Consider the following 15,869-nt stretch of genomic DNA (forward strand, 5'->3'; position numbering starts at 1 on the left):
AATAATTAAGTGCGGTCTATCTGAATATAATAAACACTAAACCATACAAGTGCCGTCAAAATGAATAGGACGACCATAAATGCAATGGTTCCATAAGGTTTAAATTGTTCATCATTTGTGCTTTTAGTATCCATCATATTGATCTTTTTAAATTTCTATGCAAAGCTATCGGGCATAGCAATTTTTATCAAGGTACAATCGAGACCTTAAATAGTATTATTCATGGAGAATCAAAAAAGAAGATGATCATATCCTTTTTTTATACCAATCGTGATGCTGAGCTGCGCGAATACACTATTTATGGAGAGAAAAGAATAAATATCTGTTATTTCTTAGTTTAAATTATAGGATAGTTTGCATTCTTAACAGGAGGGTGTGGTTTTAGTGATGTATTTTATGGTAATTTTTTCGGATCGCCCCATTTATCTTATATTTGGCATCTTGTTTTTCTTGATCAATACAGTTCTTAGGTTTATTCACTTTTAGGCAGACCTATAAAATCTTAAAGTTAATGATCTGAAAATTAGTTAGAAAATAGACCCCTCACTATTCCTGATGATCTACCGTTTAGTGAGGGAAGTATTTGTAAATAAAATTTAAAAAGCGATATATACGATGAAATATATGAAGTATATGGTCTGTGCAAGTCTACTCGTGTTTTTAGGCTGTGCTTCCAAAAAAGATATCCAAAATGATTCTTACGCAAAATTTGTTAATCCATTTATTGGCACAGATTTTACAGGAAATACCTATCCCGGAGCGCAGGTTCCTTTTGGTATGGTGCAGTTAAGTCCTGACAATGGTTTACCAGGCTGGGACCGTATCTCGGGTTATTTCTATCCGGATAGCACCATCGCCGGTTTTAGTCATACACACCTGAGTGGTACAGGAGCAGGAGATCTCTATGATATCTCCTTTATGCCCGTTACCCTTCCTTATAAGGAGGCAGAGGCTCCATTAGGCATTCATTCCAAATTCACCCATGAGGCTGAACAGGCGCATGCTGGTTATTATCAAGTAAAACTTACAGATTACGATATCAACGTTGAATTGACAGCAACCCCTCGTTGCGGTATTCAACGCTATACTTTCCCAGAAGCAGAGGCTGCTGTATTTTTAGATCTCAAGAAAGCCATGAACTGGGATGCAACAGTAGATTCCCATATTGAAGTAGTCGATTCAGTCACGATCCGCGGTTATCGATTTTCTGAAGGCTGGGCGAGAGGACAACGTGTCTATTTCGAAACACGCTTTTCAAGACCATTTTCTGCCGTGCACCTCGATAGTACTGCGATATTATCCGTGACAGATACCATCACAAAAGCGACTAAACGGATCGGTACAGCTTTTAAAGCCCGTTTTGATTTTAAAACAGCTCAAGGAGACCAGATCACATTGAGTACAGCGCTTTCTGGAGTGAGTATGGAAGGAGCGTCTAACAACTTAAAAGCAGAGGCACCAAAGGATGATTTTGAGTATTATCTTGCTCAGTCCGAAAAAAATTGGAATGATGAACTTGGGAAGATTGCTATACAGACGACAGATCAAGATTCTCGTGTAAAATTTTATACCGCATTATACCATAGTATGTTAGCACCTACCATATTTGGAGATGTGGATGGATCTTACTTTGGTGCTGATCGAAAAACGCATAAAGCTGAAAATTGGACCAATTACAGCACATTTTCATTGTGGGATACTTATAGGGCATCACATCCATTATTTACGATAACCGATCCTCATCGTGTCAATGACATGATTAAGTCCTTTCTTGCCTTTTACGAGCAACATGGTCGTTTACCGGTATGGAATATCTATGGAAGCGAAACCGATATGATGATCGGACACCATGCCATACCCGTTATCGTAGATGCCTATTTAAAAGGTATCGGCGACTTTGACGTCAATAAAGCACTTGAAGCTTGTGTCGCTTCGGCAAATACCGATGCTTATAGGGGAGTAGGTCTGTATAAAAAACTGGGCTATGTTCCCTATGATGTTGCAGATCAATATAATGCAGAAAACTGGTCCTTATCCCGCACATTGGAATATGCTTTCGATGATCATTGTATTGCAGTAATGGCAAGTAAGATGGGAAAAGAGGATATTGCAGCAACATTTTTGACCAGATCAAAAAATTATAAAAATGTCTATAATCCGGCAACGTCGTTTATGCAGCCCCGCCATAGTAATGGTCAGTTCATAAGACCATTTGATCCCGAAGATTATAGCGAACATATTTGTGAAAGTAACGCATGGCAATATTTTTGGTCGGTACAGCATGATATTCCAGGCTTGATCAATTTGGTTGGTGGCCAAGAACGCTTTGCGCAAAAGCTTGATAGCATGTTTACTTTCCACCCTTCAGATACGACCAAGCTGCCTATTTTTAGTACAGGCATGATTGGACAGTATGCACATGGCAATGAGCCGAGCCATCATGCTTTATATCTATTCAACGCTGCCGGGCAGCCTTGGAAAACACAGCAGTACGCAGCCGAGGTAATGGAAAAGCTATATCTGAATAATCCTTCTGGTCTCAGTGGCAATGAAGATTGTGGGCAGATGTCTGCTTGGTATGTATTCAGTGCATTAGGTTTTTATCCAGTAGATCCTGTCAGTGGCAGATATGAGATTGGTACGCCGCTTTTTGAGCATAGTGAAATTACACTTGCTAACGGTAAGAAATTTACAGTCAAAGCCAATCACGTCAGTAAACAGAATATTTATATCCAATCGGTTTCAATAGATGGCAAACCGCTTGAAACCAGTTATATTACGCATCAGCAAATGATGTCGGGAGTGACGTTGGTATTCGAAATGGGAAACAAACCAGGGCCGGTGTGGTATAAGAAATAATCGGGTATAGTAAAGCTGTATGGTTTAATTCATTAAAAGAGCAATGAATCCATCTATATGTTAATACAAGCGATCTCAAGAATTTTATAAGTTAATTGATGATGTTGACAAAATAATACCAATGCCTATTGTTGTCATAAAAAATCTGTAATATATATATGATGTTTCCTCTTCCGATGGCTGTGTTCGTCATCGGAAGAGAAAAACTAGACAATGCTTTTCCAAGAATCAGCATACAAAGATGCTGTTTTGCTGTCGCAAAATATTCAAGTGCATCACAGTATTTTTTTCATCAGGATGTCAGTTTGCTCATCATCACCTAATATAAATACATGCTTATCGAATTCTTCAAACCCATTTTTTTTGTAGAAATTTATAGCTCTTGGATTTTCTTCCCAGACACCCAACCAGACATACTTAGACTTTCTTGTCATTGCCACCTCTATAGCTTTCTCATATAGGATCTGACCGACTTTTTTTCCATGATAATTTTGTAGCACATAGATGCGCTCTATTTCCAAACTTTCAATTTCCTGCACTTCTGTTTGGGCATCTCCTGTATTTAGCTTTAAGTATCCTATAGCTTCTTGGCCGTCCAGTGCAAAATAAAATTCCGAGTGTTTATGAGCAAGTTCATCTGCCAGCTTCTTAGCTGAGAAACCATCTTCTAGATATTTCTTCATATTATCTTCCGTATTGCTTTGTGAAAATGTTTCAAAAAAGGTCTGTCTTCCTATTTTTTGTAAAATTTCGATGTCACTTGATGTAACTTTTTTAATCTTAATGTTTTCCATATCCGTTACAGTGAAATATTCCATTCATAATTTAACCATTCTGTATTTTCATTGGCACCCAGTCTCTCATAAAATTTTTTACCTGATTCATTCCACGTTGCCACTGTCCATTTGATCTGTCCACATTTCTTGTTTCCCGCCTCTTTACGAAGTGCACCCATCAATTGTTCTCCAATCTTCTGACCTCTGTAATATGAGTCCACATACAATTCTTTTAGATATATGGAAGGCCTGTTTTGAGCGGTATAAGGAAGAAAATAATAGACCAGCATACCTACGATTGAGTCGCCATGTTCAGCAACGATAGCATAAAAATCAGGCGGATTTTTTTTGAACCCACTTTCTAAAACAATCGCTGGTGTAATAGCAAAAGATTCGATGTAATTTTCAAATACTGCTAATTCCTTCATGAGGACCCATAGCTTTTCACTGTCAGCAGCAACTGCATTTCTTATTTTTATTTCTCGATGATTTGTATTCATATTTTGTATTTTAATTGATCAATTTGTTTTTCAATAAGGATTTATCAGTTTATTGAAAATTCTACTATTTATGGTTAATTTGCATCATGGACATCCAACAAATAAAATATTTTCTGATCTTAGCTGAGGAATTGCATTTCTGGAATACCTCAGAAAAAGTTGGTATCACCCAATCTGCGCTCAGTAGACAAATCATGTCTTTGGAAAGTGAGCTGAACCTGAAGTTATTTGACCGTGACAAACGTAATGTCAGTCTTACATCTGCAGGGCAATATCTAAAAGAGAAGTGGCAGTTCGAATTATCTACTTTAGAAATAGTTCATCAACAGGCTCTTCAGATTCATTTAGGGAAATTAGGTACCATAAAAATTGCTCATCCAGATTCAATATCTTCCACTATCATTCCCGAAATTATTTCCAAGATTTCATATGCATTTCCTCAATTAAATATGGAACTCCTTCAACTTCCATATAGCCAAGAAGAAGAAGCTCTGAAAAACTATAAAATTGATATTTTGCTTAGCAGAGACATGAATCAGTCCGTTTTTCTCCATTCAAAAAAACTTAGTTCCGATAACCTGTGTTTGGTTGTTCCGACCGATCATGATTTCAAAACTCCTGAAGATATTACTTCTGTAAATTTAGCCAATCAAAAATTTATTTTGACCTATGGCGGTTCAGACAGCAGGTATGATTCATTACTTCAAGATATCTTCAAACATTATAATATCCATCCCAGCTCTTTTATCTCTTCTCAATTTGGATCCACCATTATTTCTTTAATTAAGAAAGGCTTGGGTATAGCTATTTTGCCACAGTCATATACTCATTATGATCCTATTGGATTACGATTTATTCCACTTCCTTTTTTTTCAGATCTTTATATCAACTGGCGAAAAGACGATCCTAATATCATCATCAAAAACATAATGGATCTGATTTAAAGATTACTGATATTGATTTTTATAAATGCCGCTCTTTCTAGATGTAAAAGTAGGAAATGTATTCTGGTTGAAAAATGCTATTTTAGCATTGTTTAACTCATTTTTTGCATCAATTAGTTTTTTCAATTTATTGCATTTTTTTTATAGAAAGTGCGTGGGAGAAGGTAAGAAACTATACCATATAAGTACCCGTCAATACTTCGTCAAAGCTATATTTGAAAGCATCTTCTTTATGCCATATTATGCAAGAAGGGAAACTTTTAAAACAAGATCCATATATCTACCTATTTAGGCTTTAAAAATGGAATGTTTGCATTTAAATTATGTTCTGGGAGCAATGTTTTTAATGAAATGGATTAACTCTCCTATTTTTTTACTTGTAGTGCAGCAATATATGGGATGAACTATTCTAGTTCTGTGAGGTAACATGGAAACTGTATATCAAATGCTTTCATCACTCATTTTCAACAGTTCAAATTTCCATATTGGTTGTTTGTCAACTTATTTTTTCATCAAGCTTTATTAATTTAAATTTGTGATTATGATTTTAAAAATAAATAACAACAGGTGGAATTTCATCAAGAAAATTGCTCTATTTTTAGTAGTAACTCCTTTGATTTTAATATTTTTAGTAGTGATTACTTCAAATAAAAATTCCGTAGTTCTTTTTGAAAACTTTAGTCCAAAACTTAGCATTTCCATTATTACCTTCTATTTTTTGTTGTGTTTGGTATTGATTTCTTTTGGTATTTACTGGTTGGTCATGCAGATTATTGCCATCTTTAAATTAAAAAATGAAAAGACAAAAGCCGAATTGATGCTATTGAAGAGCCAGGTCAACCCACATTTCTTTTTCAATACGCTCAATAACTTGTATGGTTTGGTAGATAAAGATGCTCAAAAAGCGCGAGAAATGATATTAAAACTTTCAGATCTAATGCGTTACAGTATTTATGAAGGCGAAAAGGAAACGGTTGCTATTCAGGAAGAAATTGATTTTTTGAAAAACTATATCGAATTGCATCAGATGCGATACCATAAAGAGATCAGCATTGATTTTAAATGTGATATTGATAATAATCGAAAAGTAGTTCCTTTATTGTATATTATACTTTTGGAGAATGCTTTTAAACACGGAATCGAAAATTTAAGAGACCATGCTTACATCAAAATGGAATTAAAAACTTCACAACATGAAATCAGTTTTACCATTGAAAATAATTATGAAAAAATTGAAAAACAATCAGGAATTGGATTGGGAAATCTAAAAAGAAGATTAGAATTAATTTATCCAAATCAGCATGAATTGACTTATTTTTCAACAGATAGCGTCTATCAGGCACGACTAATTTTGAAAACATTATGATCAGCTATTTAATCATTGATGATGAACATATTGCCCACGATATCATTAAAGGATATGGTGACTTGATACCCAATATGCAACTGCAGAAAAACTGTTATGATGCTTTGGAAGCTTTTGAATTTTTGAACAAAAATAAAGTTGATTTAATATTTTTGGATTTGAATATGCCCGTTTTAAAGGGTTTTGAATTTCTCAAAACATTACATAGTCCACCCAAAGTCATTGTGACCACGGCTTATCAGGAATTTGCTTTGGAAGGTTATGAACACAATATTTCGGATTATCTGCTTAAGCCCTTTGGTTTTGAGCGATTTTTAAAAGCCGTAAATAAAGCAATCGGCTCGAAGGGTGAACAAAATATATTTTTCGAAATGAAAAATATTTCAAATAGGATTTTTGTGCAAAGCAATAAAAATCATATTCAATTGGAAATAGAAAATATTTTATTCATCGAAGCAACAGGAAACTACACCAAAATAATAACGACGATTGAAACCATTATTATCCGTGAAAAATTTTCGTCATTTTTGGAACAATTACCCAAAAATGAGTTTATACAAGTTCATAAGTCATTTGCTGTTGCCCCAAAACATATTAATCGTGTTGAAGGCAACATCATCGTTATTTTACATTATAAGATACCAATCGGTAAAATATTCAAATTGAATATTATTCAATTGTTGAAATAAGGTTCACCGTATTAGTTTTGTCATTTTAAGCTCTAGACAACTAAGTATGCAAATAATTACTATTTCAATCAGAAAATATAGGATTCCTACTGTTGTAAGTAAATTATCATATTTAATCAATAATCCTAATATTAAGGAACCATAGAACAGGTTGGCAAAGCTAATAATCTTGATAAAAAAAGCCCAATGTTCTTTTAAAAACAAAAAACAAGAGATCGAATAAATACAAAAAACACTTGCAATAATGGAAAGGTAAGTCAATGCTGTATTGGGTATTCTAAAATAATGGTTGAAATACCATTTTATTAGAAATAATGAAAATGTAGTCAAAATTGCCCCTAAACTGTCAATAAGAAAAATCGTTCTTGGTTTTTCTGATAAATGATTCAATAGGTTTTTTATTATTCTTTGCATTTATCTGATACCATTTGAAATTGTCTTTAAAATAACATAATCACTTTACACATTAACAATCATTCCGCTTCCACCAATTACTTTTATTCCAGAGGAGAATGCTTTCCAAACCCGGATGTAACGAAACTTGCTTTCAAAATCATCTCCACCGTAATTGCCTTTCAATTCTAGGGTCAAGGTAATCACGGCCGTATCATCGATGATATTTAGATGTTCAACATGAGGAATAAGGTTCCTGATCATTAGATTACCATCACGATAGCTTTGTAGATCCATTTCCTTTGTGATAACGGCTCCACTTGGAATGACAAAAAGTAAATCATCGTGCAATAGTTCCTCAAGCACATTTATATCACGATCTTTGATCGCGCCATATAGCTTGTTTTCCTGACTTAAAATATCTGCTTTTGTCATGGGTTATAATTTTTCTGGGGCGCACTTATATGATTAGTATTTGATCTACTAATTTAATCAATTTATATTAAAGCTTTCAGTAAACACCACTTTATTTATAAATGTTTCTTCTACATTTATAAATAAAGTATTACCTTTAACATTCAAATAACCATTACTTGAATAATCCTATGTTGCGTTTATACACTTGTAATTTTAATTATTTAATTTGCACAATCATCAGATGCAGTCTTGTTGGCGTTCTATTTTTCACATCTTATTCCATTACTTTTGGACAAGATCTCTCTTTATCGAGTTCAGATCGGAAACTAGTGGTCAACTCAAGTAGTGCAAATAAGGGTCTGTTTTATCGATGTACAATAGGAGGAGCGGAGACGTTAGAAGATATTAATGATACCAAACTATTGGAATGTAAGCAGCCAGTGGCACTAAAAAAAGAGAAAACAATTGAATTGACATTACATCCCCACGGTGGAGCTTTACTGTTTGGATAGTCGAAATTTTATAAACTTATTGCAAGAGGAGGGGAGGTTATGAAGAATTTGTTGATTGTCATTTTTTCATTGTGGCAATTTAGCCTAGCTCTTGGGCAGCCCAATCATGTCCGTTTTTTCTCCCTTCAAGATGGACTGACCAATCAACAAGTTTTAGATGTCGTCCACGATGAGGATGGCTATTTATGGGTAGCAACAGAATTGGGCTTAAATCGGTTTGCGGGTAAGGCTTTCAAATCGTATTATACTTCAGATAACCAAGATGGCCGTTCAATCAACAGTAACGAGATCAATACGCTCTTATACGACGATCAAAAAATATATATCGGTACACGATCCAATGGTTTAAACGTATTGGACCTCCATACCAACAAATTTTCCTATTATTTGCATGATCCGGCCGATCCAAAATCTATTGCTACAAATGATATAACAGACATTATCAAAAGTAAAAATGGTAATTTATGGATAGCGACCTATCATCAAGGTCTACAGCATTTTGATCCCATTAAAAAAGAATTTAGACGCTATAATAGAAAAAATTTCCCTAAGCTTCCTGAAAATAGCATCTGGTCACTCGTAGAAGATAAAAAAAATACACTTTATATCGGTCATGTCAATAAAGGGCTCTCTATCTTAGACCCCACAACTGGTGTACTTAAGCATCTGACAAGTCAAAACACAGCGAATCAATTGGCTGACAATGAAGTCAAAATACTGTATTGTGATCGATATGATAATATATGGATTGGAACAAGAAAAGGACTGTCCATTTATCATCCTTTAACAGGTCATATACAGCATATTCCGTTAGCCAAATTAGCGAAAAATGGAAGAGAGCCATTCATTTATACCATTAAAGAAATTGGAGATGAGATTTGGATCGGAGGCGAATCTTCTCAGCTTTTTATTGTGCAGCCCACATACCGAGTTGACAAGCAAGTAGCGGGTATGAAGCACCTTCAGCTATTTGATGTAGGCAAAGGAAATAATGTCATGATACAGCATATTTCTTCCGATCGCTTTGGCAATATCTGGCTAGGCTTGTATGGTGGCGGGTTAGGTTTTGTGAGCCATCTAGCTCCATTCTTCTATGTTTTTCCAGATCCATCAACATCCACTCCTATCGCAACAGTCAGCAGTATTGTAGAAAGGAATGAACAAACGATGTTTCTTTCTACAGAAGGGACAGGACTAGTTCAGATGGACAAAAAGGGAAAACTATTAAGCCATATTGGACAGAAAAATGGCGATCCAGATGATTATATATTGACCTCATTCAAAGATCATAATCAAAATATTTGGATAGGTATGCGCAGGGGCGGTGTGGCTGTCCAACGGCCAAATACAAATACTTGGCATGAGATTGACTTGGGGGAACAAGCAACCGATGTTCGTGCGATTTTAGAAGATCATCACGGACACATCTGGATTGCAGCCCTGCAAGGCATCTTTATTTACAACCCCCATCGTAGTACCGTAGAGAAATTACTCATCAATAAACCCATGATGGGAGATTATGCACCTCGCGCCCTGGTAGAAGACGACCGTGGAAACATGTGGGTAGGCACATACGGACAGGGACTGTATATCTTTGATTCCAATCGAAAATTACTTCAAAATATAACAAACCATACTGGGCTCCGAAGCAATACGGTTAACGATTTATTGCGTGACAAGCATCATAATATTTGGGTCGCAACAAATAGCGGGATTGTTTTTCAGCATGCACAAAAGGAAATCGGAAAACTGGATATACTTACTCCACCAGGAGCAGATGCTTGGTTATTTATCAATGCAATAGCAGAAGACCAACATGGAAATATATGGTGTTCGACTAAGTCGGGTTTGATGCGTTATTTACCATTAGAAAAACAGTTTCTACAGTATGATCAGGCGTTTGGTTTGCCTCTCGGAGGTTTTATCAATGGAAGTGTCGGTCAAGATCACAATGGACATTTATATTTCGGGATGCAAGAAGGCATTTCTTATTTTGATCCCAAAGATATTCCATTGAGCCTTCCGACATCGCCAGTTCGCATAAGTCGATTTATTGTCTTTAGGTCAGGTGAATCCAATACTACAGTAGATAAATATCCCTCTCAGCAGCAAGAGATCAATTTAAGCCACGAAGAAAATAGTTTCCGAGTAGAACTGGCCGTAATGGATTTTGCTTTGCATGGATTGGTTGAATTTAGTTATCAGTTGCAAGGCCTGAACAATGATTGGATTTTTTTAGGAAATGAGACTAATTTGGATTTTCGTAATATTCCTTATGGCGAGCATGAGCTGATCATTCGTACTCGCATGAGAAATGGCCAGTGGTCCAATGATTATCAGCGTTTGTTGGTTAAGATTGCACCGCCAATTTATTTGAGTTTACCGGCTAAGATCTTGTATTTCGGCATTCTCGCAAGTATACTGTATGTCTTGATTTTCTTTTACAATAAAAAGCTGAAAGCAGAGTCCGAGCTTAAGCTCAAGGAGAGGCAACACGAACAGGATCAAAAACTATATACCGAGCGGATCAACTTTTATACCCATATCACCCATGAACTGCGTACCCCTTTAACATTAATTTTAGGACCGCTTGATGATCTAGCCGATGAAAAGCAGCTTTCAGCAAAAAATAAAGGATTAGTACTTGCTGTTCAGAAAAGTGCCAACAGGCTTTTTACTTTAGTAAATCAGCTTTTAGAATTTAGAAAAATAGAATCTCAATATAAACCGTTAGTACTCGGAGAAGGGTATTTGGCAGAGATGCTCCATGAACTCGTCGAGAAGTATAAACTGTTGAACAGTAAAAAAGATCTCCAAGTGATCTCCAGATTGCCAGATCCCGATATCCGAACTTTATTTGACGCCGAGATTGTTCAGCTTATTGTAGAGAACTTATTGTCAAATGCCTATAAGTATAGTGAAAAGGGAAATATTGAAGTCAGTCTTCATTATGAAAAAAATCAATTAGTCAACTGGGCAGTATTGACAGTCTCCGATACAGGATGTGGAATTTCAGCAAAAAATATCGATTCAATCTTTGATAAGTTTTATCAGGTATCAAGACCTGGAGTGCAAGGTACTGGTATCGGTTTGGCTATGGTCAAAGAATTGATTGTGATTCATCAGGGCAAAATTAATGTAGACAGCACGGAAGGCGTAGGCACGACCTTTACAGTACGATTTTTAGCAAACCATGTTATTGTCGAAAAAGAAGAAGAGCCAACAACTGCCAACTGGGATCAGGAAAATGGTGAAATAGAAAGCGTACGTCCGCTACTTCTATTGGTCGAAGATGACCCTGATCTACGGGATTATCTAGGTGATATCCTACAGACACATTATGAAGTCTTACGAGCAGAAAACGGCCTGAGCGGATTTAAAATCGCAAAAGAGCAAGTTCCAGATTTGCTCATAAGCGATATTATGATGCCCGATATGGATGGCTTTCAATTGGCTGAAAAATTAAAAGAAGATCGGGTCACGAGTCATATCCCCTTAATTCTGTTGACCGCTAAAGACACCGATTTAGATCGACAGCGCGGCTATGACTTAGGAATAGATTCCTACCTGACCAAACCGATCGGACGAACATTACTGTTTAAACGTATAGACAATTTATTACGTAAGCAGAAGAATATGTATGCAACTATTTTACAAAAGATAAAAGCCGATACGTTCGAAAGCCAGCCTTCAGAACAAGCGATGCCCAAAGAAGATCTTTGGCGGGAAAATATTTTTGTGCAAGACTTTGCAAAGATCGTGGAGCAGCATATGCAAGATGAGGTGCTTGATGCCACTACATTAGCAGAGAGAATGAACATGAGTCAATCCACCTTGTATCGAAAACTCAAAGGGATAACAGGTAAAAATATCAATCAGCTTGTGCGTAAGATACGAATTCATAAAGCCGCCGAATTGCTCCTTTCCGGACGTTACAATGTCACTGAGGTCTCTTTTATGGTAGGCATCAATAGTGCCATTTATTTCCGGCAATGCTTCAAAGAAGAATTTGGAAAGCTCCCTTCCGAATACCAAAAATCAACTATCAATAGCAAAAAAGCTTAAAATTAGAAAATCTGTCTCAGATGTTCTAAAAACGTATATTTTGACCGAAAAACATATGTTAATTGACGGATTTATATATGGTCAGACTGCTCAAAATGGGCTAAGTTTGACCTTATAATTCAATTATAAATCTAGTTAAGAGCCGCAGCGATGCAATTTATATAACCCATATAAATTATGATTAACCATCCTGATGTATTTGCTGACTAGATTCATTTATTTACTGTTTAATTAGTATAACTATTTATGAACAACCTAAAAATTGTTTCTGTTTATGCCATGTTGAGCGTTGCGCCAGCTTTGGTATATGCTCAAGGAAAGATTACGGGGCAGGTTACAAACAAATCAAATGAGCCTATTCTAGGAGCGAGTGTTATTGTTGAAGGCGGAACGAATGGAACCACCACAGACAAGTCGGGTAAATTTGAACTGAATGCCAATAAAGGTGTTCTCGTCGTATCTTATATTGGGTACAAAACGCAGAGAATACCATTAGATGGTACGACAAATCTCAAGATTCAACTGGACAATGATGACCATGTCTTAGAAGATGTCGTTGTTGTCGGTTACGGAACACAGCGCAAAGCGACGTTAACCGGATCTATTTCCGAAGTGAAAGGTAAAGATCTTGTTAAAAGTCCCCAACCCAATTTATCTAATTCCCTAGCAGGACGCTTTTCAGGAGTGGTCATCAACAACCGTAGCGGTGAACCCGGATATGACGGATCTTCAATTACAGTACGTGGACAAGCAACAACAGGAAATAATGATGTCCTAGTTGTCGTAGATGGAGTACCCGGGCAAGTAGGAGGGTTAGAACGGTTAGATCCAAATGATATTGAGAGTATCTCCGTACTCAAAGATGCTTCAGCAGCAATCTATGGTAACCGTGCCGCCAATGGGGTTATTCTAGTCACAACAAAAAAAGGAAAAAGCGGTAAACCATCCATATCCTATAGTGGAAATTTGGGCTTAAGTTCTCCAACCCGATTGCCAAAGATGGCAGATGCGGCCACTTATGCCCTATTGAGAAATGAGATAGCTCAAGGCACCAATGAAGCAGGAGGCATGAATCAAATTTATTCCGAAGATCAGATCAAATGGTTTAAAGATGGTTCCAATCCACTCTTGTATCCCAATACAAATTGGGCAGATGTCACATTGAAAAATACCGCCCTTCAAAGTCAACATAATCTATCGGTTTCAGGAGGCAAAGAAGACGTTCGTTATTTCATGTCTCTAGGATCAGTATATCAAGATGGTCTGTTCAAAGAAGGAGTGACAAAATATAAGCAGTATAACTTCCGTTCCAATCTAGAAGCAGATGTTACAGAACGTTTAAAAGTTGGTTTATCCCTCGCCGGAAGACAGGAAAGTAGAAAATTTCCAACGGCATCGGCTGGAGATATTTTTAGATCCATCTATCGTGCATATCCTACAGTAAATGCATTTTACCCCAATGGATTACCATCAAGAGGTATTGAAGGAACAAATCCAGCCGTAATCGCAACAGACAAAGGCGGTACAGTAGATAATCCAAAGCAAGTGTTCAATGGGATCTTACGAGCAAGTTATAAATTACCTTGGGTAGAAGGTCTATCTGTAGACGGTTTCCTCTCCGTAGATAAATCGATGAATTTTAGCAAAAACTTCAGTGTACCTTATGTTTTATATGATTACATTCAATCAGAAGATAAGTATAAAGAATCCATTGTAGGAGGAAATAACAATAAAGCGACCTTGACTGAGTCCCACACAAATGAATCGTTGATTACCAACAACATTAAATTGAATTTTGAACGAAAATTTGGAGCACATTCAATCAGTGCGTTTGTTGGGTATGAGCAAAGTAAAGGGCATTTAGAATACTTTGATGCGCAGCGTTTCAATTATCTGTCGACCAAATTGCCAGAACTGTCACAAGGAGGATCTGCTGCTACAGATTACCTAAATTCGGGTTATAGTACCAATTATACCCGTAGAAGTATCATTAGCCGTGTCGCCTACAACTTTAGCGAAAAGTATTTATTTGAAGGACAGCTTCGGGCAGATGGATCATCCATATTTCCAGAAGGAAAAAAATGGGGATATTTCCCATCCGTCTCAGCAGGTTGGCGTGTAAGTAAAGAAGACTGGTTTGCTGATCAAATAGGTTTCTTTGATGATCTCAAGATCAGAGCTTCTTATGGTACATTAGGAAATGACAATGTAAAAGGATTTCAATACTATGATAACTATACCTTAGTAGGAAATGGCTTTGTTGCACTGCTGGACGATAAAAGTCAAATCGAGCCCAATGTGAAACTGGCAAAATTAGCAAATCCAGCCATCACTTGGGAAGTCTCTAAAAAACTGGACATCGGTTTGAATGCACAGTTCTTAAAAAACTTTACTATTGAAGCGATTTATTTTCAACAAAAAAGATCAGATATCTTAACAGAAAGAAATGCATCGATTCCAGCAATATCAGGTATCGTCAATCCATATAAAGAAAGTAGTTCCACACCTCTTGTACCTTCGGAAAATATCGGTAAGGTAAACAGTTCAGGTGTTGAAGGAACCTTGACTTATCAAAAATCAGGAGACTTTAGCTGGGGTGCATCAGGTAATATTACTTACGCAAAAAGCAAAATTATATTCATCGATGAAGCCAGCGGTACCCTTGACTATCAACGTCAAACAGGGAGACCACTAGGGACATATTTGCTCTACAATGCAATAGGACTCAACAGATCAACAGAAGATCTTGCTGGATCACCTCAAGCAAAAGGTGCTCAGGTCGGAGATTTGATCTACGAAGATTTCAATAATGACGGTAAGATCAGTGCAGATGATATGTACCGTACAAAATATGGTAACATTCCACAGATCACTTATGGGTTCAATCTAAATGCGGCCTATAAAAATTTCGATGCTTCCATTTTATTTGCAGGTCAAGCCAAGGTCAGCCAATATGTACTTCCCGAGTCCGGTACCGTAGGAAATTTTTACAGCACATGGGCAGACAATCGTTTTCATGCCATCGGCAATCCGCAAGGAACATATCCAAAAGTATCTGACCGAGCATCTTCGGCTGTCAGTGGCGGACAGTACAATAATACCTTTTGGTTAAATGATGCCTCTTTTTTACGATTGAAGAATGTTGAGATCGGATATTCACTATCAAGTGACGTATTATCAAGATTAAAATTGGGAGGTCTACGCTTTTATGTCAACGGATTTAATCTATTGACCTTTACAAAAGTAAAAGATTACGATCCCGAAGGAAACAGTGGAAGCGGTCAGTTTTATCCGCAACAGCGCATAATTAATTTTGGTGCAAATTTAAAATTCTAAGGAGGTTTAACA

11 protein-coding genes are annotated in these 15,869 nt (G+C 36.6%); 7 read left to right on the forward strand and 4 right to left on the reverse strand.

The window, feature by feature from the left end; translation table 11 throughout:
- Positions 1 to 5: 5 nt before the first annotated feature.
- On the reverse strand, positions 6 to 137 hold the full coding sequence (locus MUB18_RS10590; protein WP_248755879.1) for a cytochrome c oxidase subunit 2A: 132 nt from the start codon (positions 135 to 137) through the stop codon (positions 6 to 8).
- 478 nt (positions 138 to 615) lie between these two features.
- Here MUB18_RS10590 and MUB18_RS10595 point away from each other — a divergent pair, with 478 nt between their 5' ends.
- Positions 616 to 2,859 carry a GH92 family glycosyl hydrolase gene (locus tag MUB18_RS10595; protein WP_248755880.1) on the forward strand — a complete coding sequence of 748 codons (2,244 nt, stop codon included), beginning with the start codon at positions 616 to 618 and terminating at the stop codon, positions 2,857 to 2,859.
- Positions 2,860 to 3,134: 275 nt separating this feature from the next.
- Here MUB18_RS10595 and MUB18_RS10600 read toward each other — a convergent pair whose 3' ends face one another.
- Positions 3,135 to 3,677, reverse strand: a complete 543-nt coding sequence (locus MUB18_RS10600) for a GNAT family N-acetyltransferase (RefSeq protein ID WP_248755881.1) — start codon at positions 3,675 to 3,677, stop codon at positions 3,135 to 3,137.
- On the reverse strand, positions 3,659 to 4,135 hold the full coding sequence (locus tag MUB18_RS10605) for a GNAT family N-acetyltransferase (RefSeq protein WP_045754558.1): 477 nt from the start codon (positions 4,133 to 4,135) through the stop codon (positions 3,659 to 3,661). The genes MUB18_RS10600 and MUB18_RS10605 overlap by 19 nt, the downstream gene beginning before the upstream one ends.
- A gap of 86 nt (positions 4,136 to 4,221) precedes the next feature.
- Here MUB18_RS10605 and MUB18_RS10610 point away from each other — a divergent pair, with 86 nt between their 5' ends.
- The 3 genes from MUB18_RS10610 to MUB18_RS10620 all read left to right on the forward strand — a co-directional run bounded on the left by MUB18_RS10610 (position 4,222) and on the right by MUB18_RS10620 (position 7,134).
- Positions 4,222 to 5,079 (forward strand): LysR family transcriptional regulator, encoded by an 858-nt coding sequence (locus tag MUB18_RS10610; protein WP_248755882.1) that lies wholly within the window; start codon positions 4,222 to 4,224, stop codon positions 5,077 to 5,079.
- Positions 5,080 to 5,620: 541 nt separating this feature from the next.
- Positions 5,621 to 6,445 (forward strand): sensor histidine kinase, encoded by an 825-nt coding sequence (locus MUB18_RS10615; RefSeq protein WP_248755883.1) that lies wholly within the window; start codon positions 5,621 to 5,623, stop codon positions 6,443 to 6,445.
- Positions 6,442 to 7,134, forward strand: coding sequence for a LytR/AlgR family response regulator transcription factor (locus tag MUB18_RS10620; protein WP_045754562.1), 693 nt, complete (start codon positions 6,442 to 6,444; stop codon positions 7,132 to 7,134). The genes MUB18_RS10615 and MUB18_RS10620 overlap by 4 nt, the downstream gene beginning before the upstream one ends.
- Positions 7,135 to 7,593: 459 nt before the next feature.
- On the opposite strand, the gene MUB18_RS10625 is transcribed toward MUB18_RS10620, so the two are convergent.
- Positions 7,594 to 7,962: a nuclear transport factor 2 family protein gene (locus tag MUB18_RS10625; protein WP_248755884.1), complete on the reverse strand. Its 369-nt coding sequence runs from the start codon at positions 7,960 to 7,962 to the stop codon at positions 7,594 to 7,596.
- 170 nt (positions 7,963 to 8,132) lie between these two features.
- Between MUB18_RS10625 and MUB18_RS10630 the strand changes: the two genes are divergently transcribed.
- The 3 genes from MUB18_RS10630 to MUB18_RS10640 all read left to right on the forward strand — a co-directional run bounded on the left by MUB18_RS10630 (position 8,133) and on the right by MUB18_RS10640 (position 15,857).
- Complete coding sequence (locus tag MUB18_RS10630; protein ID WP_248755885.1) at positions 8,133 to 8,456, forward strand: hypothetical protein; 324 nt, start codon at positions 8,133 to 8,135, stop codon at positions 8,454 to 8,456.
- Positions 8,457 to 8,495: 39 nt separating this feature from the next.
- Positions 8,496 to 12,521 carry a hybrid sensor histidine kinase/response regulator transcription factor gene (locus tag MUB18_RS10635; protein ID WP_248755886.1) on the forward strand — a complete coding sequence of 1,342 codons (4,026 nt, stop codon included), beginning with the start codon at positions 8,496 to 8,498 and terminating at the stop codon, positions 12,519 to 12,521.
- A gap of 246 nt (positions 12,522 to 12,767) precedes the next feature.
- Positions 12,768 to 15,857, forward strand: coding sequence for a SusC/RagA family TonB-linked outer membrane protein (locus MUB18_RS10640; protein WP_248755887.1), 3,090 nt, complete (start codon positions 12,768 to 12,770; stop codon positions 15,855 to 15,857).
- The last annotated feature ends 12 nt before the right edge of the window (positions 15,858 to 15,869 follow it).

The organism is Sphingobacterium sp. PCS056 (assembly GCF_023273895.1).
Classification (GTDB): Bacteria; Bacteroidota; Bacteroidia; order Sphingobacteriales; family Sphingobacteriaceae; genus Sphingobacterium.